The 24,234-nt window shown below is 38.3% G+C and carries 16 protein-coding genes; 11 read left to right on the top strand and 5 right to left on the bottom strand.

Translation table 11 applies throughout. The features are described from left to right. Positions 1-8: 8 nt before the first annotated feature. Both tamL and HQN86_RS11005 read right to left on the bottom strand, forming a co-directional pair. Positions 9-2,327, bottom strand: coding sequence for a translocation and assembly module lipoprotein TamL (gene tamL / locus HQN86_RS11010; protein ID WP_246269550.1), 2,319 nt, complete (start codon positions 2,325-2,327; stop codon positions 9-11). Next, a complete protein-coding gene (locus tag HQN86_RS11005; protein ID WP_172661018.1) occupies positions 2,293-7,404 on the bottom strand; it encodes a translocation/assembly module TamB domain-containing protein in 5,112 nt (1,703 codons plus the stop codon). The genes tamL and HQN86_RS11005 overlap by 35 nt, the downstream gene beginning before the upstream one ends. Before the next feature lie 170 nt (positions 7,405-7,574). Between HQN86_RS11005 and HQN86_RS11000 the strand changes: the two genes are divergently transcribed. The 4 genes from HQN86_RS11000 to HQN86_RS10985 all read left to right on the top strand — a co-directional run bounded on the left by HQN86_RS11000 (position 7,575) and on the right by HQN86_RS10985 (position 12,174). Then, positions 7,575-8,063 carry a cytidine deaminase gene (locus HQN86_RS11000; RefSeq protein ID WP_172661017.1) on the top strand — a complete coding sequence of 163 codons (489 nt, stop codon included), beginning with the start codon at positions 7,575-7,577 and terminating at the stop codon, positions 8,061-8,063. 149 nt (positions 8,064-8,212) lie between these two features. Further along, complete coding sequence (locus tag HQN86_RS10995) at positions 8,213-11,248, top strand: DNA gyrase/topoisomerase IV subunit A (RefSeq protein WP_172661016.1); 3,036 nt, start codon at positions 8,213-8,215, stop codon at positions 11,246-11,248. 137 nt (positions 11,249-11,385) lie between these two features. Next, positions 11,386-11,685 (top strand): hypothetical protein, encoded by a 300-nt coding sequence (locus HQN86_RS10990; protein WP_172661015.1) that lies wholly within the window; start codon positions 11,386-11,388, stop codon positions 11,683-11,685. Positions 11,686-11,736: 51 nt separating this feature from the next. After that, entirely contained in the window at positions 11,737-12,174 is a 438-nt protein-coding gene (locus HQN86_RS10985; RefSeq protein ID WP_172661014.1) for a tail fiber domain-containing protein, read from the top strand. A 53-nt stretch (positions 12,175-12,227) separates the two neighbouring features. On the opposite strand, the gene HQN86_RS10980 is transcribed toward HQN86_RS10985, so the two are convergent. Together HQN86_RS10980 and HQN86_RS10975 are read right to left on the bottom strand one after the other, a co-directional pair. Beyond that, positions 12,228-14,543 carry a M1 family metallopeptidase gene (locus HQN86_RS10980; protein ID WP_172661013.1) on the bottom strand — a complete coding sequence of 772 codons (2,316 nt, stop codon included), beginning with the start codon at positions 14,541-14,543 and terminating at the stop codon, positions 12,228-12,230. Between the two features lie 4 nt (positions 14,544-14,547). Continuing rightward, complete coding sequence (locus HQN86_RS10975; RefSeq protein WP_172661012.1) at positions 14,548-15,135, bottom strand: HupE/UreJ family protein; 588 nt, start codon at positions 15,133-15,135, stop codon at positions 14,548-14,550. A 70-nt stretch (positions 15,136-15,205) separates the two neighbouring features. On the opposite strand from HQN86_RS10975, the gene HQN86_RS10970 reads away from it, so the two are divergent. Next, positions 15,206-15,682 (top strand): DUF6702 family protein, encoded by a 477-nt coding sequence (locus tag HQN86_RS10970; RefSeq protein ID WP_172661011.1) that lies wholly within the window; start codon positions 15,206-15,208, stop codon positions 15,680-15,682. 53 nt (positions 15,683-15,735) lie between these two features. On the opposite strand, the gene HQN86_RS10965 is transcribed toward HQN86_RS10970, so the two are convergent. Beyond that, positions 15,736-16,779, bottom strand: coding sequence for a hypothetical protein (locus tag HQN86_RS10965; protein ID WP_172661010.1), 1,044 nt, complete (start codon positions 16,777-16,779; stop codon positions 15,736-15,738). A 208-nt stretch (positions 16,780-16,987) separates the two neighbouring features. Here HQN86_RS10965 and HQN86_RS10960 point away from each other — a divergent pair, with 208 nt between their 5' ends. The 6 genes from HQN86_RS10960 (at position 16,988) to HQN86_RS10935 (ending at position 24,068) form a co-directional block, all read left to right on the top strand. Next, the gene (locus tag HQN86_RS10960; protein WP_172661009.1) at positions 16,988-19,081 is read left to right on the top strand and encodes a TonB-dependent receptor plug domain-containing protein; all 2,094 of its coding nucleotides are present in this window, start codon (positions 16,988-16,990) and stop codon (positions 19,079-19,081) included. Positions 19,082-19,111: 30 nt separating this feature from the next. Beyond that, entirely contained in the window at positions 19,112-20,194 is a 1,083-nt protein-coding gene (locus tag HQN86_RS10955) for an HmuY family protein (protein ID WP_172661008.1), read from the top strand. 72 nt (positions 20,195-20,266) lie between these two features. Continuing rightward, positions 20,267-21,136, top strand: coding sequence for a heme/hemin ABC transporter substrate-binding protein (locus HQN86_RS10950; protein WP_246269548.1), 870 nt, complete (start codon positions 20,267-20,269; stop codon positions 21,134-21,136). Positions 21,137-21,147: 11 nt separating this feature from the next. Then, on the top strand, positions 21,148-22,194 hold the full coding sequence (locus tag HQN86_RS10945) for a FecCD family ABC transporter permease (RefSeq protein WP_317171694.1): 1,047 nt from the start codon (positions 21,148-21,150) through the stop codon (positions 22,192-22,194). Further along, a complete protein-coding gene (locus tag HQN86_RS10940; protein ID WP_172661007.1) occupies positions 22,195-22,977 on the top strand; it encodes a heme ABC transporter ATP-binding protein in 783 nt (260 codons plus the stop codon). It begins immediately after the preceding gene. A gap of 62 nt (positions 22,978-23,039) precedes the next feature. After that, positions 23,040-24,068 (top strand): hemin-degrading factor, encoded by a 1,029-nt coding sequence (locus HQN86_RS10935; protein WP_172661006.1) that lies wholly within the window; start codon positions 23,040-23,042, stop codon positions 24,066-24,068. The last annotated feature ends 166 nt before the right edge of the window (positions 24,069-24,234 follow it).

Raw genomic sequence — 24,234 nt, 5'->3', positions numbered from 1 at the left:
AATCAATATTAAAAAGGATACCCAATACCTATGTTATAGATTAAATTTTCTTTACGCCAGGTGCTGCTTCCAAAATCTACCTGATCTATTACCCAACGATTTCCAGGTTCAAGATAAGGTTTTCTGATAGGGAAGGCTACATCTAAGCGGATAACGAAGATCGATGCATCTACCCGGAGGCCGGCACCGGTGCCTACCGCAATTTCATCAAGTGCATCTTTAAAGTTAAAGCCTGACCCTGGTCTTAACGGATCTTCTTTTCTTAACCACACGTTCCCGGCATCTGCAAATAGAGCCCCATATAAAACACTAAATAATTTAAAACGTAACTCTGTGTTAACCATTGCCTTTATATCCCCACTTTGGTCGGTATAGTTATTAGTTTGGTTTGGCAGTTTGTAAGATCCGGGCCCCAATGACCTGGCTGCAAAAGCCCGGATATCGTTACTGCCTCCGGCAAAGAACTGACGCACAAAAGGGATAGATGTATTGTTCCCATATCCATATCCATAACCAAGATTTAAACGGCTTGCCCAGATCAGGTTCTTTGTGATTTTATAATAATCTCTAAAATCGGTTTCAACCCGTATAAATTGATTGATAGGAATGCCTAATACAGTCTTTTTGCCTTCATCGTTTTTTCCTGCAAATAAGCCCCATACGTTTCCACCAGTTTCAAGAGTTCCATTGAAATATATATTGTTTCTTCTGAAATCCTCCATCTGGTTGGTAAATGTGAAACTATAGTTGCTTCCTATAATAAACTGGCGTTCAAGATTCTTTTCCAAGCCGGGGTTTGCACTAAAGAGACTGTCCCTTCTTGCCGTATCATTGGTTACGTTAGATGTTACGTAATTTATAGAGATAGGGTTAAAGCTATGTTCTTTATATAAATTCTCTTTCCAGTTATATCCAAACTCTCCTTTAAAGGAATTTAAACCGTATAAGGAACCTCTGTTTAGCGATTGGTATGATAGAGAAGCAATGGTTTTAGGAATAAACGCATTGGTACTGTTAAAGTTAAAGAAAGGGAGTATAAACCTTGGGAAGGTAAGCTTTGCTTCAGTAGTAAAAGAATATGAGTTTAGTCCTTTGGCCTGCCCGCTTACCTGGGTTTCGAATCCACCACTTACACTTACATCCAACTGCTCGCCACCTCTAAAAAGGTTACGGGTAGTTTGAGTTAACTTAGCTTCTGATCCGACAAAGTTATTGGATTTGCTGGTTCCGGTTAGTGAAAAGGAAAGAGAGTTTTTCTTTAAAGGGGTGAGGAAAATGTTAAGGTTTAGCTTATTGTTTCTAAAACTGTCGACAGGTAAAAATTCTGCTTTAACATTTTGAAAAATACCTATGTTAACCATTCTGTTTAAAGATTGGTTATGATCACGCCTATTGTATAATTCGTCTTTTTTGAAGAAAACCAAGCGGTCAAATAAGCCCGGCTTGTAGGTGTGTCGTGTATCATAAATATTAAAATCCTTGTATACTTCAGGAGTTGAATTTCTGATTGCGCTATCTCTTCTTAAAGAATAATTAGGGTAGATATTAATTTTATCAATGGTATAAGGTTTAAGGCCTGCATCAGGGGCAATGTCTTTTACTTTTATTCTGATATCTACCAGATGTTTGCCTACAGTACTATCAACCTGTAAAATCAAATAATCAGGATTAAAATAAAAATATCCCTGTTCCTTTAAATCATTGTCTATTCTGATCCGCTCATTTTTATAAGTTTCCAGGTCATAATTGTCGCCTACTTTTAATAGCGTTTTGTCTTTATTCTGATTTATGATTTGAACTATACCTGTGCTATCTTTTGGGAATTCGACACTGTTAATTTTATATCTCGCACCGGTAACAACGGTATAAAGTGCTTTGCCCTTTTTACCACTAACTACAGTATCTCCGTTTACTTCAGATTGAAGATACCCCTGACTAATCAAATAACTTTTAAGCACAGCGTTGTTATAAGGGATTTTTACCTCGCTTAATAACACAGGCGGTTCGCCCACTTTATTGCGGAGCCAATACCGGATCCCTTTTGATTTTTTAGGTTCGCCGGCAAGATTGTACATGGCAAGTTTAAACTTTATGCCTAAAATTGACTTATTAGGATTAGGTCGTGTTTTATCAAGTAAAACCCCTTTAACCTCTTTCTGATTGTCAATTTTTGCTGTTGAATCAGGATTGATGTTAATGTCGGCACCGGTATATAAAATCTCCCCGGGTTTAAGGTTTTTGGTACTGCTACAGGCGCCAAAAATTAAACATGCAAGTATAAATAAGCCGGATTTAATTTGTTGTCTCATTTTTACGCCTCTCTTCATTTCTAAATCTTTTCTTTTTAGAGAAGTTTTGGAAAACCTCCCTGAATTTATTGTAATCAACCACTAAAGCAAATCCAAGCCCTGTTTCAATGATCTGTCCTTCAATTACGCCTTCATTCTGATTGCGTCTATAAGCTCTTAACCTGTATCTGCCATCACTGGAAAGAAGGTATTCCACATTAACATTTCCTGCAATATTGGTAGAACTCTGACCTTGCTGCTGAGGGCCTTCCAATCCAAAAGAACTACCAACGGTAACAATTAAACGATCGTTCAAGAGTTTTTTAGACAGACCGATCTCCAGATCTGTTTTTTGCGACTTGCTGCCTGATGCCGAATAGTCTTCAGATGAATTTAAACCAAAGTTTATATCTACACCCTTTATCAAATCGGATGCAAGATTGTTCAATTGTTCTGTTAATAGTTTACTTACGCTTGAACGGGCAATAGAAGAAACACTACTACCTCCGGCCAGACTTTGGAACGGATTGTCAGCAATAAACCTGTTGAACGCCAATAGTGCAAATACCTGCTTGTTCAGTTCGCTTTCATTCGTATTTACACTCTGTAATTTCGCATATACCTGACCATTGAGTGCACCCCGCTCATTTTCTGGTAAGTCTAATTTAAATTTGATGCTTGGCTTTAAAAGTTCACCCGTCATCATCAGGTATACCTGGAAAGGAAGTTTGGTTTTAGCCTCATATTGTGTTGGATCACCTATCAAGTCAATAGGAGCTGTATTTACTTCATATAATGCCGTTAAGTTTACATTGGCCTCCATAGGATCTCCAGTCCATACAATGCTGCTGCCTTGTTGCAGCTTAAAGTCCTTTTTAACAGGACCAACAGTCAGATTGTAACTACCATCAGATACCTGATATCTTCCCGTTAAACTAGTCTTGCCGCTAGGGTCCATTGTTGCTGTTAAAGATGCTTGCCCTTTAACTTTTAGTGCATCACCGTTAGATGGATCCACCACTACATTTAATTCTGCATCCGGATCAATGTCGATAGTAGCACTTAAATTAAGTCCCTTGATTGGAGCTTTGCTTACGGAATCGCTAACGTTCAGTGCCTTTTTACCATTAAACGGCGGTGCGCTGAAATCTGTAAACTGTACAATACCTTCCTGATCAATTACCGAGGGATCATCAGGTGGCATAGCAAAGAAGAACTTAGTTTTATCTTCTACTTTAACGTTCATGTCTACATCAGGCTGGTTAAGATCGCCGCGAACCTTAATGGTACTGGTAACATAAACAGTACCGTAGATCATGTCGTTATCGGCAGCAGTAGAGTTCATAAGTCTAAAGTTGTTCGTTCTCATGTCCATGTTGAACCGAAAATCTTTATAGTCAGTAGTGAGGACACCACCGGTTATTACTGCCTTCTGATTTAAAGAATCTATAATGGTAAATCTATTGAAGTTTATCCCCTTATCAGTAAAACTTATAGACTCATTTGGCATTCTGAAATAAGAATTCACATAAGTTGCTGTAAATGCGGCCTGGTTAAATTTAACGTCGCCTAAAATTTTGGGGGCATCAAGGGGGCCTTTGATAGACAATTCCCCGGATATTGTACCCGAGCCATTCTTTATCTGTCCCATTGACACACTCTCTATTGCTTTCAGGTCAATTTTATCAATGTTTAAGTTAAGGTCAAGGGCACTCTGTGGTGAAGTATAGTAAAATCCATTAACCCTTAACTCGTGTACACCAGATAAGGCAATGTTAGTTTCATATGCATTCTCTGTATTGTTGTTTACAGCAACACGCAAGGTTCCAAACTCATCTTTCAAATACCTTAACCTATCTATTGTTAGATTTGCCTCAAACTTAGGTGTATCCATAAGCTCCTTTGCATCAATAGTACCATTAATAGTACCACCAACCAAAGAACTGTCCTGCTCGGCAAACTTAGTAAGCGTTTCTATTTTGAAGTCTTTAAATTCAACTTTTAAAGGAGAGTTGGCAACAGTATCAGTACTGTTAATCCCTAAGAGCTGATTACCCTTACTCAGGTTAAATTGATTAGCTATAATACCCGACTGACCAAACTGAATGTAATTTTGAGGTGCGATGGCCCACTTTTCATAATTAAGCAAAAGCTTTTGAGGATCTAAACTGAACTGGTAGTCTTTGTTAATCGATTTAAAATTACCACCCAAAATATACTTGTCTTTCCGCTTACTGTCTCTTAGATAAATATTGAGAGCAAGGTTGTTATTTACAGCGTCGCCACTAATTTCGGTATTAAACAAATTAGCCGCAGAGCTCTGAAAACTTTTTATTTGTAATTTATAATTAAGCTTCTGCTCAGTGTTGTTCACATTAAGTTTAGTACTATCAATCCTGTAGCCACCATAAACTATCTGAGGAAAAGAGGCATTCATGAGTAAACTATCCTTCTGAGTATCAATTAAGCCATTCATTCTGGAAGGGGCAAAGGTGGTTAGTTCCGGTACAAAGTTCTGAAGGATTTTAGGATTGTAGAAATTTACGTAGAATCTAAAACGCTGATCAGGGATTTTAGTTACCTCGCCAAATTGATAGTATTTATTGATCTGGTTAATCACTGCGCTGCCGACATTGGTAAGTTGATATTTACCATCAATTTTGGCTCGCATAAACTCAGAACGAAGGGTAAGCATATTGTGTGTTTCGCTCGCTTCAGAATGCACTACAATGGTGTCTACATTGAAACGTTGGCCATCTTTAACTACCTGCAGGCCATTTACAAAAATATCACCGTTAAGGTAATCTGGATCAGCAGTTTTTACATCTGCATTAATTACCCCCGCTAACTTAAACTCACCTGGACTGAAATTTAATTTCTGTAGATCAACCTGTTTTAAATCTAAGTCTGCTTTTACCGCCGGATATTTGCCCGCAATATTTACGGCAGTGGTTAAATTAAAATTCAAATTGGTGTCGGCCATATTGCCTTTTAGATTCAATTTTTGCTGCTTGAAATCGCCACTTAAAAAGAGATCCTTATAAGTGTATTTGTTGTAGTATGCACTTATTAATTGTGCTTTAAACTGTGCCGAAGCAGTTTTAGGATCAAGCCCGGTTCCTTTAACGCTGGCTTTAGCCGTAATTTTGCCCAACTGGGCTTGCTGTTTAAGTAATCTACCTACATTAAAATTATTCAGGTTTACACTGGCAACATAGCTCTCCTTGCCTTTAGGACCTTTCATGCTTGCCAGTAACTTAGCCGATCCCATGTCGGTATTAATGTTAAAACCGGTATTGAAATTGGTCATTGAACCGGTAAACTTTCCGTTTGCAACAATCACATTAGGAAGCTCTATATTGGTTGGCAAAGTCTTTTTAGGGATAACTACCAAAAGATCTTTTTTGGTCATTGCAAACCTTTTGATGTTCATGTCAAAGTAAGCTTTATCCATATCAGGGAGTCCTTTTATCCTGCCACTCACATCAATGTTTGTGCTTTTTAACCCCGAAATCTGCAGTCGGGGAATTACAAGGTTATTCATATAGCCACTAACATTGGCATTTACTTTTATCTTCTCATTTCTGTAGTTTTCCGGGACCGCATCACTAAAGTAAGCAGCGTCTTTTAAGCCAATAGTTGTGTTTTTAACAACCATTGAAAGCTTTACCCTTTCCGGATGTTTGGTTAAATCATCAAGAGAAGAGTAATTTAATTCTGTAACGTTTTCTATTGATGTATTAGGTGTTTTTAGTAAGAAGTTATTCACCTTAATTGCCTTGTCGGAGTATACAACATCTCCTCTTAGCTTAGATAATTGAAAACCACTCTTCTCCTTAAACACACCTTCTTTTACATTGATTTTTATACCAGTATCACTATAGCCAAGCGCATCAGCTACTAAGGTAAGGCCGGTAAACTTTAAATGGTTAAAGTCCATTCCTTTAGTAGGTTTAGCTCCAAGATTATCAAACTGTACATTGTTCTCGGTTAAGCTTATATTGTCAACCAGTAATGACAGGGGTGAAGATTTCTCTGCAGTATCCACTTTTGTCTCTTTCCCGGGTTTAGCCGGTTTTAATGCAAACAGTATATTTGATTTGCTTAGCTTTGCGTCATTTATTTTGTACTTGCCATTTTTAACGTCTGCCAGAAGCTTGGTTAAAGACAAGTCATTAACATTAACATTCGCTTTATTAGTTGTGGAGCTGAAGTTTATTTTGGTATCATTTAGTTTGGCATCGTCAATTTTATAATTGCTATTGGTAAGGTCAATAAACAGCTGAGTTAAGGCTAGCTTGTTCAGATCAACATCCGCATTCATACCCGAAATCCGATCGTCGAATCCTATTTTTATATGGTTGAAAGCAAAGTCCTGAATCTCTACAAGTGGTAATTTACCGGATTCTGTTTTTGCTGTGTCTATGCTGTTTTGTAAGTGAGCCTGTAACTGTGTAAGCGGTTTTTGCTGCAGGTATTTTAAGGAGGTGTTTTTTAAGGCTAAAGATTTGATGACATAGTGTTGATTATTGAGGTCGAAATCTTTAATGTTGGCAGTAAACTCACCCAGGTTTAATTTTACATCATTTCCAGCAACATCATCACGATAAACGATACCAATGTCTTCAAAAGCCACCTTTTCAATAGAAAATTTGAGAGTAGATGTGGTGTCTTTTGCAACTTCTTCTTCTGGCTTTTCTTGCTCAGACATAAACGCATCTACCAGGAAAGAAAAGTTGAATGAGGTATCGGGGTTTATGCGGGTAACATTGGCCCTTATTTTTTGCAGTGAAATATTGTTGATCTCTACCTTATTACTTAAAAGTTTAAATAAGTTAATGTCTACAGAAAGTTTTTGTGCATATAGCAGGGTGTCTCCTTTTCTATCTTCAATATAAAATTTATTCAGCACCACATCCTTTGGTAATGCAATTTTTATACTCTCCAGACTTACCTCAGTTTTGGTTTTATCCTTTAAATAATTTATTGCTTTATCCTTTACAAAATTTTGTACCGCCGGAATGTTTAGGGAAAGTGCAATAAGGACAACCAGCATAATGATGCTTGCTACTATCCAAAGTATGATTTTAAGACTTTTACGAATATATATATTCAATTGAAATGCGTTTAATAGGGTTTTAAATCTATGATTACAGCACTAAAACCATGCCATCGGCGTCAAAATTAGGCTTCTTACTTATATCTACAATCTAAATAATTAAATTGTTTAAATCAAGGGATAAAATTGTTGTTAATCTATTGTTAGAAAATTACGTATGTTTAAATATGGATCAGAAAAATTTTGTTGTTAGCTATCAAACTTTTAAGTCCTTAAATGAGCTAAGTGCATCAGATCAGGAATTATGTTTAAAGGCCGAAGAGGCATTGAAATCATCATACTCACCTTATTCGAATTTTAAGGTTGGGGCAGCTTTAAAATTAAGTAATAAGCAGTTGGTTCTTGGTAGTAACCAGGAAAATGTGGCCTACCCTTCAGGGCTTTGTGCAGAGCGCGTTGCACTGTTTACAGTTGGTGCTGCTTACCCCGAAGCGGCTGTTCAGGCTATGGCAATTACTGCAAAAAGCAGTAATTTTGTTATCCAGAAACCTGTTACCTCGTGCGGTGCATGCTTGCAGGTAATGGCCGAATTTGAACAGAAGCAAAAGCAGGAAATTGAGGTGCTTTTTTACTGTATAGGGGGCGAAATAATAAAAGTAAAAGGGATTAAAAATCTATTGCCTTTTGTGTTTGTTGAAGAGCGGTTGGAAAGGTAAAACATCAATTCATAAAATAATGCCCGAAAATTATGAAAATCTAGTCCATTAACCCGAAAAAGATAGGTTATTAACTAAGAACTGTTAAAAACTTCTGTTCTTAATATTTCATTCCAACCCTTATATTTACAAAATCCAATCCTTTTTTGATGAGCGACGAAATAGAAAACAACATAAACGAAGAAAGTACACATACTGTAATCCCTATCAACGGGCTTTATGAGAACTGGTTCCTCGATTATGCCTCTTACGTAATTCTTGATCGCGCGGTTCCACACATCAACGATGGTTTAAAACCGGTTCAGCGACGCATTATGCACTCTTTAAGAGAGATGGATGATGGACGTTTTAATAAGGCTGCCAATGTTATCGGAAATACCATGAAATATCACCCTCATGGGGATGCTTCTATTGGCGATGCAATGGTGCAAATTGGTCAAAAGGAACTGCTGATAGATTGCCAGGGTAACTGGGGTGATCCGGTAACTGGCGACAGTGCCGCTGCGGCCCGTTATATCGAAGCGCGCTTGTCTAAATTTGCAAACGAAGTAGTGTTTAATCCAGATACTACCGTTTGGCAATTGAGTTACGATGGACGTAACAACGAACCCATTACTTTGCCGGTTAAATTTCCTTTGCTATTGGCCCAGGGGGCAGAAGGTATTGCGGTAGGTTTGGCTACCAAGGTTATGCCTCATAATTTTCTGGAACTGATTGATGCTTCCATCGAATCTTTAAAAGGAACCAGACCAAATATTCTCCCTGATTTCTTTACTGGCGGTATGGCCGATTTCTCGGCGTATAACGAAGGTATGCGCGGAGGTAAAATCAGGGTAAGAGCAAAAATTACAGAAAAAGATAAGAAGACCCTCGTAATAACCGAAATACCATACAGCACAACAACAGGTTCTGTAATCGATAGCATATTATCTGCTAACGATAAGGGTAAGATCAAGATTAAGAAAATTGAAGACAATACGGCACAGAATGTAGAGATTGTCATCCATCTTGCTCCTGGTATCTCACCTGATGTAACTATTGACGCGTTGTATGCTTTCACTTCATGCGAAGTTTCTATATCTCCAAATACTTGTGTTATCAAGGATGATAAACCTCAGTTTTTGAGTGTTAATGATATCCTTATCGAGAATACTCATAATACCAAGAACCTGTTAAAACAAGAATTGGAAATTAAGTTGCATGAATTGCAGGAAAGAATATTCTTTAGCTCACTACTAAAGATCTTTATTCAGGAGGGCATGTACAAAAATGCGGACTATGAGAATTCTGGTAATTTTGAAACGGTTGTTGAGGTATTGAATCTTTTATTCGAACCATTCAAACCCGATTTGTATAGGGAGATTCAGCCGGAAGATTTCAAAAAACTTATTGATAAACCAATGAGTAGCATTACCCGCTTTGACGTTAAAAAGGCGGATGATCAGATGAAAGCTTTAGCTGATGAGATCAAAGTTGTAAAAAATCACCTTCGTCACCTAACAGATTATACCATTGCCTGGTTCCAGAAACTTAGAGATAAGTATGGTAAAGGTAAAGAGCGTAAAACAGAGATTCGTTTATTCGATAGGGTAGAGGCATCTAAAGTGGCTTTAGCCAATGTAAAACTATACCTGAACCGTGAAGATGGTTTTGTGGGTACTGGTTTGCGTAAGGATGAATTTGTTGCAGATTGTTCCGATATTGATGAAATAATCGTCTTCAGAGAAGATGGTAAATGTATCATCACCAAGGTGGCAGATAAAACCTTTGTTGGTAAAGGAATTCTGCATGCACAGGTGTTTAAAAAGGGTGATGAACGGACCATCTATAACATGGTTTATAAAGATGGGGCCAGCGGCGTTTCGTACATTAAACGTTTCGCTGTAGTTGGTGTAACCCGCGATAAGGAATATGACCTTACCAAAGGAAGTAAAGGTTCTAAAGTATTGTATTTTACAGCCAACCCAAATGGAGAAGCTGAAGTGATTACGGTTCAGTTAAAACCACACACTAAACTTAAGAAACTTCAATTTGACCTTGATTATGCTGAAATAGCGATTAAAGGGCGTGCCTCTCAGGGTAATATTGTATCTAAGTATCCTATCAAAAAGATCCTGTTAAAAACAAAAGGAGTATCAACACTTTCCGGCCTTAAGATATGGTATGACGATTTGCTTAGAAGACTTAATGTTGATGGAAGAGGGAAATACCTTGGTGAATTCGATGGTGATGATAAAATATTACAGGTTCATAAAGAGGGATGGTATGAGCTGAGTACATTCGAATTGAGCAATCACTTTGATGCAGATCTGATACTGATCCAGAAATTTGATCCTGAAAAACCATTTACTGTTGTACAATACGAGGGGAAAGCTAAAAATTATTTCATAAAGAGATTTGTATTTGAATCAATTGCCGTAGGTAAAAAAGGTACTCTGATTAGTGAAGAGAATGGTTCGAGATTCCTTTACCTGACCAGCAATCCAGAAGCAGTATTAACGGTTGATGTACTTAAAGGTAAAACGCAAATCCCGGAAACATTAGAAATAGTGTTAGCAGAGTTTATTGATGTAAAGGGTATAAAGGCTAACGGAAACAGGATCACTCAACATGACGTAAAAAATGTGAGTATTTCTAATCATGAAGAACTGGAATTAGTTCTGGAAAGCAAGGTCAGTATTCCAGATGCGTCTGCTAATGAAGAGCAAGCTGAAGGAGAAACTTCTGAAACAACAGCGGATGTAGCTACAAGTGGGGAAGAGGAAAATATCCAGGAAGTAGAGGAAAGCAATGTCGAGCCGGAAGAGCCGGAAGCTGTTTCGGAAGAACCTGAAGTCGAACAAGAGGAGGCATCACCTGTTGCGAAAAAGCCTTTTGTTGTCGCCAAGGAACCAAAACCTGTTTCAAAAGAAGAACCTGTAGAAAAGGTTGAAGAAAAGCCATCTGAGGAGGCGGCAGAGGGAAAACCAAAAAAAGCGTGGGGAACACCTAAAACGCCAGAAAAAGAATCAAAGGCCAAGCCTGAAGGTAAAGAAGAGCCTAAAGCTCAGCCGAAACCTATGGCTAAAGAAACCCCAGAGACAAAGAAGGATGAGAAAGATATTCCGGCAAAAGAAATTAAGTTTGAGATCACTAACCCTGACGATATAGAAATTGACGATAAGGGGCAGTTAGGCTTGTTTTAGTCTTAATGTCCTGATCTTCGTTATTTTGATCATTAAATTTTTGTCATTTTCTGGCTAAGCATTGCCGGATTTTGAATAAGATAAATATATTTGTCAGATTACACATCACAATTAAAGGATAGATACTACTTAGGTTTATGTTGAAAAAATTAACGGGCATTCTTATTTTACTTTCATTTTTGCTGGTAAAGCATGTGTCGTTATTTACTGTAACCGACCATAAACAAACAGTATCGATCCATCATACTGATCAAGACTCTGAGAACTCAGAGGAAGAGAAAGAATTAAAAAATCTGGAGCTTACGGATGATGTTTTTATTCATCAGCCAATTGTAGATCTGGCGCATACCTTAACCTCAAAAAAGGTTAATTATAGCTTTGTATCGCCTACGGTTACCTCGGTTATTTCGCTACCATACCCCCCTCCTGAAATCTGATTGTAAATACACTACAATTAAGATTCAAATATTACACAATAATTTTATTTTATGAGATATCCTTTAGTATCAAAAGGTGCCGTATTAGGCATTTTATTAAGCGCAGCTGCATTTTCAGTAAATGCACAAAAAATTGAGGAGCAAGAGTTAAAAGTAAACGTAGATAAGATTTCTAATTCTACTGAACACTTAAAAAACCTGCAACCCGTAACTTTTAAATACGATGTACAGAAGTACAAACATCTTAAATTACCAGCTGGCGAGCAATACGGCTTCCTCGCCAGTAACGTACAATCAGAATACCCAGCTATGGTTTATGAGGCTACTAAAATGTACAACCAGGGTAAGAACAATTCAAAAGTTGCAAGATATAGCGAAGTGCAATCAGAAAATCTGATTCCTGTACTCGTGGCAGCTATTAAAGAGCAGCAGGCAGAAATTGAGCTGCTCAAAAAAGAATTAAACCTCTTGAAAGAGAAGTCTAAATAGGTAGTTTTTTGTTTTAGTATCTTTGAAAAAGCCATCGAAAGATGGCTTTTTAATTAATTCTGTTTTTTAGATTGCTGCATTGGGTTTGTTGCAGGCATCTGTTGCTCCTTAAACAATTCAAACCTGGTAGACTGGCTTTTTCTTGGCCAGGAGTTATTGCTCTCATCAATATCGGCAGTTTCTCTATTTGGATCTAACTGTACTGAAACAACTTCCTTATCCTTAGCAAAAACTTTGGTTATCTTGTTTTCATTCTTTCTCCATACATAGGCAGGAATTCTATCTGTTTCCTTACTGCCATCCTTAAACGTCCATTCAATGATCAATGGCATCACTAAACCACCTAGGTTCGAGAATTCGAGTTCGTAAAAGTTCTTTTTGCTCTCATAGATTTTTTTCTCTTCAGCACCTAACGAGTTATAATAGTTTTGAAATTGCTCGTCGGCCGTTTTGCTTACTTCAAAGCGATCAAACTTATTATAAAAATCAAGCAAACTTGTGTCTTGCTCAATGGCAAACTTTATACCCTCGGCCTTATTGCGTTCTCGGCCCAGATATTTGTTGTCTTTTTCATATGCTTTCTTGCTTTCTGCATTTTCAACTGCTTGTTTCATGCTGTTCATGCGATAATAGCGCACCTCGTTCAATGAAATGTCTACGGGATCAGTACTAAAGAACCAACCTCTCCAAAACCAGTCAAGGTCAACTGCCGAGGCATCTTCCATTGTTCTGAACAAATCGGCAGGAGTAGGGTGTTTAAATGCCCATCGCTTTGCATACTCTTTAAAAGAATAATCAAAAAGCTCCCTGCCCATTATGGTTTCTCTTAAAATGTTTAGCGCTGTGGCTGGTTTAGCATAAGCATTAGGGCCAAAATTTACAATGTTCTCGGAATTAGTCATAATCGGCTCCAGCTGGTCTTTCGGCATTTTCATGTAGTCTACAATCTTATGTGCTGGTCCTCGTTGAGAGGGATAATTATTGTCCCATTCCTGCTCTGCCATAAACTGGCAAAAAGTATTTAGGCCCTCATCCATCCAGGTCCATTGCCTTTCGTCGGAGTTTACAATCATGGGGAAAAAATTATGACCCACCTCATGAATAATTACACTGATTACACCATATTTAAGTGACTCCGTGTATGAACCATCTTTTTCTGCACGGCCATGATTAAAGCAAATCATAGGATATTCCATTGCATTGGAGGCTTCAACAGATATTGCAACAGGATATGGATAGGGAATGGTGTGTTTAGAATACGATTTTAAAGTATGCGCAACCACCTTGGTCGAATACCTGCTGTATATCGGGTAAGCTTCGGGGCCATAATAAGACATGGCCATTGTTTTTTTTCCGTCGATATAAGTTGCCATAGCATCCCAAACCAATCTTCTTGAAGATACCCATGCAAAATCCCTTACATTTTCGGCCACATAAGTCCATGTCTTTTTCCCGGTTGCCTTTTTTGTAATAGCGGATTTTGCTTCACTAAGATTTATAATTTCCAGAGGAGCTTTTGCTGTTTGTGCTTCATTCCATCTCCTTAAGCTGGTTGCGCTTAAAACCTGTGGATAGTTCTGGCATTCGCCTGTTGCACCAACTATGTGGTCTGCCGGAACAGTCATGTTCACCTTGTAGTTTCCAAAAACCAAGGCAAACTCTCCTCTGCCCTCGAATTGCTTGTTTTGCCATCCCTGGAAATCAGAATAAACAGCCATGCGCGGAAACCATTGTGTAATGGTAAACAAATAATTGTCGTCTTGAGGAAAATACTCATATCCACCTCTTCCATGTACAATCTTACGATCAGAGATGTTGTAATTCCACGTTATTTTTAATTTATACTTTTCCTTAGGTTTAAGCACGACAGGCAAATCAATCCGTAACATGGTGTTGTTAATCACGTAGGGAAGAGGAGTGCCCTTCTCATCGGTAATTTTAATGACCTTAACACCAAGATCATCATCGCGGCCAATAATATCAGAGAAGTCATCTAATGTCATCTTCTCTTTTATTTTGCTGGTTTGTGTAAGCTTATTGTCGCTTGTAGCTTTGTTCTGATTCTCGTCAAGCTGAACCCACAAATAACTTAAAGGATCTGGCGAATTATTATAATAAGTGATCGTTTCAGATCCATTTAAACGCAGGTTCTTTTCATCCAGTTCTGCATTAATCTCATAATCTGCCCTTTGCTGCCAATATGCAGGGCCGGGTGCGCCAGATGCAGAGCGGTAATAGTTCGGATCAGAAAGGATTGTGCCTAGCTGTTCAAATTTATTACCGTGGTTTGAACCCGGATTATTTAATGATTGTGCGTATATACCGACATTGAAAAACAATGCGGCAGTTAGAAGTAACGGTTTCTTCATTTTGTTAGTTAAGGATTGCAGGTAACCGCTCGGCGGCCATTACAAATGATATACCAAATATAGCGGATGAAAGGAAGAAATTCCAGTCCCACCGCTTAATTTTTACGATCATAATAAGGATAAATGAAAGTATGAGTACACCGAAAACGATTAGTATCTGCCCAAATTCCAGCCCAAGGTTAAAGGCAAGTAACTCTACAACGATGTTGGTAGTTTTGCCAAGCAGACTTTTTAAGTAATTTGAGAAACCCATGCCATGTATTAGTCCAAAGATGAGCGCTAATGTATATTTTAACCTTATGGCCTTGGGCTTGGGCTTTTTATTAAGGATGTTGGCTAACGCAGTTATCATAATTGTAACCGGAATTAAAAATTCTATAAGTGCGGTGTTTACGTGCACAACATTTAACACACTTAGGGCTAAAGTTATGCTGTGGCCAACGGTAAATGCGGTAACCAAAATTAGTACTCTTTTCCAATCGGAGAGGGTGTATACACCACAAAGAGCAAGTAAGAAAAGTATATGATCGTAGCCTTTCCAGTCTAAAATATGGTGCCAGCCAAGATCAAAATAGAGATTGAAATCTTGCATTATAGTTTAAAGTTGTAATTTTGAATACAGAATAGCAAGAAATATTCTATTTTATATCTACCTATACAAAATGTTACAACTTATTTTATTTTTTTGGTTAAATATTTTTCATCCGTTTTACGTTAGCGTGACCGAGATAGATCATAATCAAAAAACAAAAACTGTTCAGGTAAGTGTGCGTGTATTTTTTGATGATTTTGAAAATGCGCTTGATAAGCGTTATAAAACAAGTATCAATATTTTGAAGCCTAAAGATCGTAAACAGGTAGACGGGCTTATTTCCGATTACATAAAAAGCCACCTGCAGATTAAGGCTAATAATAAATCGCTTACGCTAAAGTACCTGGGATATCAAATTGAAGAGGATGCCGCATGGTGCTATTTTGAAAGTGAAAAAATAGAAAGCATCGAAAAGCTAGAGATTCAAAACGACATACTGTTTGAACAGCACGATTCACAGATCAATATGATTCATGCTACAGTTAATGGAAAGCGAAAAAGTACCAAACTTGATAACCCGGAAAAATCAGTCGCGTTTTCTTATTAATCCTAAATAAAAAAGGGAGCAACTGCTCCCTTTTAATTAAATCTTTGCACAGTTTACTGGTATTGAATGTAAACCGGAACTGGTTTCAATTTCATCAATTCCTCTGGAGTCATTAAGCGCTTAGGATCTTTTTTCAAATCATTTTTATAGAACAATTTGAAGCCCGTAAACTGAACAGGCTCAGAGAAAATAAAGTGACGGTAAGTTCCTTTTTTAAGTTCTGGCTCACCCCATCCGTCCATATGCATTACAATTTGAACTTCCGGACGAAGTTTTATGTTTTGAGAATTGGTAACCATCTTTTTTGTGAAACGGTGAACCACAAATACTTTTGGAGGCAAGTTATATTTCTTTACAAGATTAGTTAAATACTGAGAAACATAGTTGATATCGGCAGCATCGTAAGTTCCGATTTTTTTACCTGGAAGCGAACCATCTTTCATAGAAAACTCAGGATCTATACCTAGATGCACAAATGGTAATTGTAAGTATTTTTCTATATGCGGCAATTCAGCCTTGATGTTGCTTAGTGCTACCTGTAAATCTAGAAATACAATAGTATTAGGACGCATTTTAGCAATGCTTAATACAGAGTCAATCTGTGAGTTGGCCATACGGTTAATGTACTTCCCATCTCTGCCCGGCGTACCACTTGCTACAGCAGCAATGTAATGTAAACCTGGCTGTACGGGAGTAGTAGGATCAACTTTTTCCCAATGTTTAACTTCAGCATCCAATCTTTTCCACATCTCTTTTGGAGCATATTCGCCCAGGGCACCCATTTTTTTAGAGTGTAAATTTCCATAATAAACAACAATACGTTTAAATGGAAGTATAGCACCTGCAAGTGGGTATGGTTGTTTTTTAACCGGCCATTTACCAGTGGTATCACCATTGGCTAACTTTGCCATAATTGCATCATACTTTGCAGTGTCAATCGGTCCCCGCAAATCTTCTTTTGTTTCGGTTGCTGTCGAATCTCCAGGAGCATTTTTTGTTTGGCCATTGGCCTTTTTAACGTCCGAGGTGCAGCTTATAAATACACCAATTGAAGCCATTCCGACTAAAAGCATCCCTGCTAGATGAGATAATTTCATTTTTTATACTTGTTTTTTATGGTAAGATAAGATGTAAATGTCAGTTCCAAGCCAACAATAAAATTTTTTACAAGTATACCACTATACATAGTAATAAAAAAGCTGGTTATCAGGGTTAATTAAAATATTTCTATTTATTATTTGTAATTAGTCTAAATAAGTTCTTATACTTGCGGTGTTATTTAAAATTATTCTAAATAAATTGTTAATGAGAATTGGCTTACTGTTAATGGCTGTATTTTTTATCGTTTCAACTACACAAGCACAAGATAAAGGTGCCGGCAAGGAATTGAAAAGCGATACCACAGCTAATTCCCTAAAGGAAGTTGTAGTTACGGGCGAATATCAACCTCAATCATTAAGAAATTCAGTTTACAGAACACGTGTTATTAATTCAGAGCGTATTCGCTTGCGTGCTGCAACAAATATTCAGCAAGTATTAAATACAGAATTAGGCTTCAGGTTTTCTAACGACATGGCGTTAGGTACAAGCGACGTAACTTTAATGGGCATGTCGGGCAGAAACGTTAAGATCCTTTTAGATGGTGTGCCAATGATAGACAGGGGAGATACCAGAGAAAGTTTAAACCAAATAGACATCAACTCCATTGAGCGCATAGAGATAGTAGAAGGGCCACTCTCGGTTTCTTATGGTACCGATGCACTTGCTGGTGTAATCAATATCATTACAAAAAAAGCAGTTAAAGAAACATTAAGCCTTAATGCGAGGGTGCAAGAGGAAACAGTGGGGGATGAGTACTCAGCGTTCAGTAAAAAAGGTTCCCACTTGCAACACGTAGGAGCAAGCTGGCAAAATAAGCGTTGGAGTGTTCTTGGAGGTGTAACCCATAACGATTTTAATGGTTTTAACAGTGCACCTGCTTTGGCTACTGCAGCGCAGATCGCTGCTGATATTAATAGGTGGAAACCTAAAGAGCAATGGTTGGGAAATGGCCGTCTGGGTTATAATAGTGATAAGTTAAATGTATGGTACCGAATGGATTATGCTGATGAGACTATTTTAAGCAAGGGTGGCTATAACCCAAACATTTTTAAGTCTGTTAATCAAAAATACATCACCAATAGATATACCCAGCAAATACAAAGCGATTATAAGCTAACTGATAAATTGCAGCTTAGTGGAATACTTGGTTATTCCAACTTAAAACGTACTACCAGAAGTGTGCTGCATGACTATTCTACAGGAAAGGAAGAATTGTCTACCGGTGCCGGCGAACAAGATGTATCTAAATTCCAATCTACATCGGTCCGAGCAACAGCTCAGTATAGGTTATCAGACCAATGGTCTTTTCAACCTGGTATCGAGATTAATCTGGATGGTTCAAGTGGAGCAAGGATTAAAGGAGATCCCTCTATTCATGATTATGCTTTCTTTATATCTTCTGAGTGGAAGGTTACAGATGGTATAACCATAAGACCGGGTGCCCGCTTTATTAAAAACTCAGTTTACGATGCACCCCCTGTAATTCCATCACTTAATACAAAATTCAGGTTAAATAAAGATCTTGATTTGCGTTTGGGTTATGCAAGTGGTTTCCGCTCGCCTGCCTTACGCGAACTTTATTACGATTTCTTTGATGCCAGCCATTCTATTTTAGGAAACGAAAACCTTAAAGCAGAACAGTCACATAGTTTGACCGGATCGCTGACTTTTACCAGGTCGCATAATGAAAATGCTGATTTCCGCTCAGTTGTAGGTGGCTTTTATAATACTTTCAGAAACAGAATAGATTTTGGCCTTTCTGCTGCTGATCCTACAATTACTACTCTTATAAACGTTTCTCGCTACAAAACAACTGGAGGAACTTTTGAAAATACTTTAACGCTTAATGATTTTCAGGTTTCTCTGGGCCTTTCCTATATCGGTATTAATAACCGTTTCGTAGCCGATGCTCCAAAACCTGGTGAATCTGATGAATTTGCATGGACTCCTGAGGTGAACAGCAACATCACTTACACCTTTTCCAGAATTGGTGCAACTGTAAATCTGGCCTATAAATTTTCAGGAAGAAGGCCTTTTTATCAGCTCAATACGAACAATGGAATAGAGCAGGTAACACTTGAGAAAACCGGTTCTTATAGTACAGCAGATCTGATGATCAATAAAAAGATATTTAAATCTCTTAATCTGAATGCAGGAGTTAAAAACCTGTTCGATGTAACTACCATTAGCAGCACATCAGTTGCAACTGGTTCGGCACACTCAACGGGTGGCCCGGTTCCATTGAATTATGGACGCTCGTATGTTGTAGGGTTAAGTTTTAATTGGAAGAAGAATTAGATTATTAATCATTATAACACGTATAAAATCATGAACAAAATTACTAAACTCGTTGCCCTATTGTGTTTTGCTACAGTCTTTACTTCTTGCAGTAAAGATGACGATCCAATATTGGAGGTTCCGGTATCTGATGGGACAACATTAACTCTAAATGGAATAGCTGGTGCCGAAGCAGGCAGTAGTGCTGCCAACAGTGTTTATGTAGATTTAAGTGGAGCCCAACAAACAGCCGTGCTTCGTAACAGCTGGGCTTTAGGTTTTTATTCTGGTAATGATTTTAAAGTTGTTCTGAACGGAACTTCAGGGGCATCGGCAAAGAAGCTAGATAAGACAGATTTAAATGCCGTAACTGAAGCAGATTTTAACCTGTCTGATTTAACGATTGCGCTTGGCGAGACAGGAGCTAAAGCTGAAATTGAATTTAAGAAATTTGATGACCCCAGAGAAGCCAGCATCCTTAATAAAACTGCAATTGAAACCATCTCTGCAACAGATTCAGAAAATAAGGTCTATATAGTTAGTCCGGTTGGTGGTAGTCATAGCTCAGTAATAAGTGCAGAGACTGTTTACAAAGTAAGGGTTCTTCGTAAGGCCAACGGGTATACTTTGCAATATGCTAAGCTAAAGGAAACTACTTTTAAATCTGTTGATATTGTTAAGGATGCAAATTCTAACTATAGCTTTTTCTCTCTTACTGATGGAAAAAGTGTAAATGTGGAGCCTGTAAAAGCCAACTGGGATCTGGTATGGACCTGGACCATGTATTATGGTACAAATGCGGATGGTATTTTCCCATATAGCTTTTCTGATATCGTTTTTACCAATAGCCTTAATGGTGTTCAGGTAGCTCAAGTTAAAACTTCGGTAGTAAGTTACGCAGATTTTTCTGAGTCAAACCTTAATGCTTTATCGTTCAGTGCAAACCGAGATGCAATTGGTGATAAATGGAGAAATACAACCGGTACCGCAGTAGGTGTAAAAACTGATTCGTTTTACGTTGTAAAAGATGGCGCCGGTAATATATACAAATTGAAATTTAACAGTTTTCATGCAAGCGACGGTGGAGTGCGCGGCAAGCCTGTAGTAGAATATAAACTCGTTAAAAAAGGATAAAAGTTTGGTTTAGTTTGGTTAGATGAGGATGCTTTCGGCCCCCCCGAAAGCTCCTCTTTTTAAACATTTATTATGAAAAAAATAGGATTGCTGATGGTAGCTGTTGCCATGTTTAGTGCATGCAGGAACACTACCGAAAATAACACTGTCAGGCAATTGCCGGATAGTGTGAAAATTGTTTCTTTAAACGGCACTGTAAGTGAAATAGTTGCCGGACTGGGTTTAGAAAAAAACATTGTAGGAACGGATATAACAAGCAGCTATCCCGAAAGCTTAAAAAGCAAGCCTAAGGTAGGCCACAGTAGTAAGATCAATGTTGAGGGTGTTTTGTCGCTTCAACCTAATATCGTTGTGGCGATTGATAAAGAAGTATCTCCTCAACTTGCCGCCCAGTTTAAAACCGCGGGCATTAAATTAGTATTGTTTAAACAAGAATTCTCAATAGATGGGGCTAAGAACTTAATCCGTTCCGTTGGCGATAGCCTATTGCAGCAGACCAAGGCAGATTCCCTAATTAAGGTATTTGATGCGGAAGTAGCGGCTGCTCAAAAACAAATAACAAATACAAAAAAAGCTAAAGTACTGTTTATTTATGCCCGAGGCACAGGGACAATGATGGTTGGCGGCTTAGGTACACAAGTTGATAAAGTGATTGAATTAGCCGGAGCACAAAATGCGGTAACAGGATTTTCTGAGTATAAGCCTTTAACCTCCGAAGCACTTGTTAAAGCCAACCCCGATGTAATCTTGTTGTTTGATGATGGTTTGCAAAGTTTAGGCGGTACGCAAGGTTTGGAAACAGTTCAGGGTATAGCGCAAACAAATGCAGGTAAAAACAAGAAGTTTATCACTATGGATGGTGCTTTGCTAACCGGTTTCGGTTTGCGTTTAGGCAAGGCAATAACAGAATTGTCTGGTAAAATCAACAACGCAGTTAAGTAGAGAAAATAGAGGTGATTAAAAAAACAGGATATATTATTGTACTGCTTGCGGTAGTTCTGGTCGTAACCATGGTGGTTTCTTCCTGCATTGGTGCTGTGGATATCAGTTTCTCGGAACTGCTATCTATCATAAGTTACCATACAAGATTATCCGATTATCAGGGCTTTACTTCGCAACAGGAATCTGTGTTTTTTAATCTTCGTCTGCCAAGAGTGCTGTTGGGTAGCCTTATTGGCGCCGGATTGGGCGTTTCAGGAGCTGCCATTCAGGGGTTGTTTCGCAACCCCCTTGCCGAACCTGGTCTAATAGGAATATCATCGGGTGCCACATTGTTTGCTGTAATTATGATCGTGCTTGAGATAAATATTTTTAAAAATCTAACAGGTACATTAAGTTTTTACGCCTTATCTATTGCAGCATTTATTGGTGCCGGTATTACTACGATGATTGTTTATCGCATTGCGATGAAGAATGGTAAAACAGTTATCACAACTTTATTACTGGCCGGATTGGCAATTAATGCATTGGCAAATTCGTTTATTGGATTAATGACGTACATGGCTACCGATGCACAATTAAGAAACATTACATTTTGGAACCTTGGAAGTCTAGGCGGGGCTAGCTGGCAAACTGTTAGTGCATTATTACCCTTTGTTTTAATTCCTATTGTTACGCTTCCTTTTTTTGCCAAATCTTTAAACGCATTGGTCCTTGGAGAACCCCAGGCTTTGCATATGGGTGTAAATGTTAAAGTAGTTAAACGGATGATTATTATTCTGGCCACCATGGCTGTGGGTGCTTCTGTTGCCATGGCCGGAATTATTGGATTTATCGGCTTAATTATTCCACATATTATAAGGATGACATTTACTGCTGATCATAGACTGGTAATTCCTGGATCAGCATTGCTTGGTGGGGCTTTGTTGACCGGGGCCGATCTTATTGCAAGAACAATAGTTGCTCCGGCGGAACTTCCAATAGGCATATTAACTGCAATGATTGGTGTGCCTGTGTTTATATATATTATTATTTCTGAGAAAAATAAAAACAACCTATAGATGATCCGAGTAGAAGAACTTACCTATAAAGTAGGAAACAGGAAACTGGTAGATGGGTTGAGCTTTGAGGCTCACTCTGGTGAAATGCTGGCTATTTTAGGTGCTAATGGTGCCGGTAAAAGTACTTTAATGAAATTGCTTTGCAGAGAGATAAGGCCATCGGCAGGTAAGGTTTTTATTAAGGGAAAAGAGCTGATGAATTACAGGCTCGAAGACCTGGCAAAGACAAGAGCTGTGCTTTCTCAGCACAATACGATTTCAGTTTCTTTTATTGTTGATGAACTGGTAATGATGGGAAGATATCCACATTTTGATCAGAAGCCAGCTGCCAACGATTTTTCGGTGGTAAGAAGAGTGATGCAGGATACGGGAATAAGCCATTTGTCGGGCCGAGATTATAATACGCTTTCAGGTGGTGAACAGCAAAGGGTTCAATTGGCGAGGGTTATTGCGCAGGTTTATGACAGCCCGAATGCTTGTTTGTTATTGGATGAGCCTACAAACGGACTTGATATTCAGTTTCAGCAGCAGATTATGGTGTTGGCTCGTAAACTGGCCGACAGAGGGTATTGCGTGATCTGCATTTTGCATGACATCAACTATGCTTCTCGCTTTGCAGATAGAATACTGATGTTAAAAAATGGTAAAAAAGTAGCCGAAGGGTTGCCTGTTGAAGTGATCAATTGTGATAATATTCATGAGACTTTTAGCATTAAAGTAAAGCTAATGGAATGCGAAGATTATAATTGTCCGCTGGTTATACCAGCTACTAGTGTAAGCTAAAAAAGGTGTATCATGAATACACTTCAATTTAAAATAGAACGAATTAATTAAAACAGGATAAAATGGAAAAGATATTAGATTTAAAAAGCCAGTGGGAAGCATTCAAAACAGAAAACCCAAAAGTCCGTATCAGAGATGCTGCAAAACAACTTGGTACCAGCGAAGCCGAATTAATCGCAACAACTGTAAACTCAACAGCTATCCGTTTGCAGGACCAATTCCAGGAGATATTAAAAGAAGTTGAAAGCTTAGGTTATGTAATGGCCTTAACACGTAATGACTTTTGTGTTCATGAACGTAAAGGAATCTATAAAAAAGTATCTTTTAAAGGAATGATGGGATTGGCAGTAAATCCTGATATCGATTTGAGGTTATTTATGAGCGCATGGAAATCGGCCTTTGCGGTTAATGAGAATGACCGTAAAAGCCTCCAGTTTTTTGGTAAGGATGGACAGGCGATACACAAAATCTACTTAACCGATACGAGCAATGCTGACGCTTATGAGGTATTGGTTGAAAAATATACTGCAGACGATCAGACCGCTGCATTAGAGATAATTACAGAGAAAGTTGCTGCCGTAGAAAAACCAGATCAGGAAGTTGATGTAGAAACATTTAAAAAGGAATGGTTGGCGCTAAAGGATACGCACGATTTTCATGGTTTGTTAAGAACTCATGGATTAAGTCGCACTCAGGGTTTGCGTTTAGCACCTGAAGGCCATGCTACACAAATTACAACCGATTCTCTGAAAGCAATTTTAACTAGGGCTTCAGAAACTGATCTTGAAATAATGGTTTTTACCTCAAATGCTGGCTGTATCCAGATCCATACTGGTTTGGTAAAGAAGCTTGTTCAAACAGGCCCGTGGTTTAACGTCCTGGATCCTGAATTTAACATGCACCTTCGTGAAGATGGTATTGCAAACGTATGGTTAGTTAAAAAGCCAACAGATGATGGTATTGTAACCAGTATTGAAGTATTTGATAAAGAAGGAAACATCATTGTTCAGTTTTTTGGAAAGCGTAAACCTGGTATTCCTGAAAATGAGAATTGGAGAATGATCGCAAATGAATTAGCTGTAATTGCATAAACAGCGAAAGAAACTTAAGCAGTAAGGTGTTACTGGGTTTAAGTGTGTTTAAAGGCGTCGGTTTAGGTCCCGGCGCCTTTTTTATTTTTAAAATCTATTCCTCCATCTTAAAGCTGTCGTCATCTCGAACGAAGGAGAGATCTCTTGAACTACTAAACAAGAGATC

Origin of the sequence: Pedobacter panaciterrae (assembly GCF_013204795.1) — a bacterium.
GTDB classification, from domain to species: domain Bacteria; phylum Bacteroidota; class Bacteroidia; order Sphingobacteriales; family Sphingobacteriaceae; genus Pedobacter; species Pedobacter panaciterrae.
Note: the sequence above shows the minus strand (reverse complement) of the source record. Positions and strands in the feature narration are given on the sequence as shown.

Excerpts from the sequence above, each read along its gene's own strand:
- tamL (WP_246269550.1), bottom strand. The coding sequence starts at position 2,327 with ATGAAGAGAGGCGTAAAAATGAGACAACAAATTAAATCCGGCTTATTT.
- HQN86_RS11000 (WP_172661017.1), top strand. The coding sequence starts at position 7,575 with ATGGATCAGAAAAATTTTGTTGTTAGCTATCAAACTTTTAAGTCCTTA.
- HQN86_RS10995 (WP_172661016.1), top strand. The coding sequence starts at position 8,213 with ATGAGCGACGAAATAGAAAACAACATAAACGAAGAAAGTACACATACT.
- HQN86_RS10990 (WP_172661015.1), top strand. The coding sequence starts at position 11,386 with ATGTTGAAAAAATTAACGGGCATTCTTATTTTACTTTCATTTTTGCTG.
- HQN86_RS10985 (WP_172661014.1), top strand. The coding sequence starts at position 11,737 with ATGAGATATCCTTTAGTATCAAAAGGTGCCGTATTAGGCATTTTATTA.
- HQN86_RS10980 (WP_172661013.1), bottom strand. The coding sequence starts at position 14,543 with ATGAAGAAACCGTTACTTCTAACTGCCGCATTGTTTTTCAATGTCGGT.
- HQN86_RS10975 (WP_172661012.1), bottom strand. The coding sequence starts at position 15,135 with ATGCAAGATTTCAATCTCTATTTTGATCTTGGCTGGCACCATATTTTA.
- HQN86_RS10970 (WP_172661011.1), top strand. The coding sequence starts at position 15,206 with ATGTTACAACTTATTTTATTTTTTTGGTTAAATATTTTTCATCCGTTT.
- HQN86_RS10965 (WP_172661010.1), bottom strand. The coding sequence starts at position 16,779 with ATGAAATTATCTCATCTAGCAGGGATGCTTTTAGTCGGAATGGCTTCA.
- HQN86_RS10960 (WP_172661009.1), top strand. The coding sequence starts at position 16,988 with ATGAGAATTGGCTTACTGTTAATGGCTGTATTTTTTATCGTTTCAACT.
- HQN86_RS10955 (WP_172661008.1), top strand. The coding sequence starts at position 19,112 with ATGAACAAAATTACTAAACTCGTTGCCCTATTGTGTTTTGCTACAGTC.
- HQN86_RS10950 (WP_246269548.1), top strand. The coding sequence starts at position 20,267 with ATGAAAAAAATAGGATTGCTGATGGTAGCTGTTGCCATGTTTAGTGCA.
- HQN86_RS10940 (WP_172661007.1), top strand. The coding sequence starts at position 22,195 with ATGATCCGAGTAGAAGAACTTACCTATAAAGTAGGAAACAGGAAACTG.
- HQN86_RS10935 (WP_172661006.1), top strand. The coding sequence starts at position 23,040 with ATGGAAAAGATATTAGATTTAAAAAGCCAGTGGGAAGCATTCAAAACA.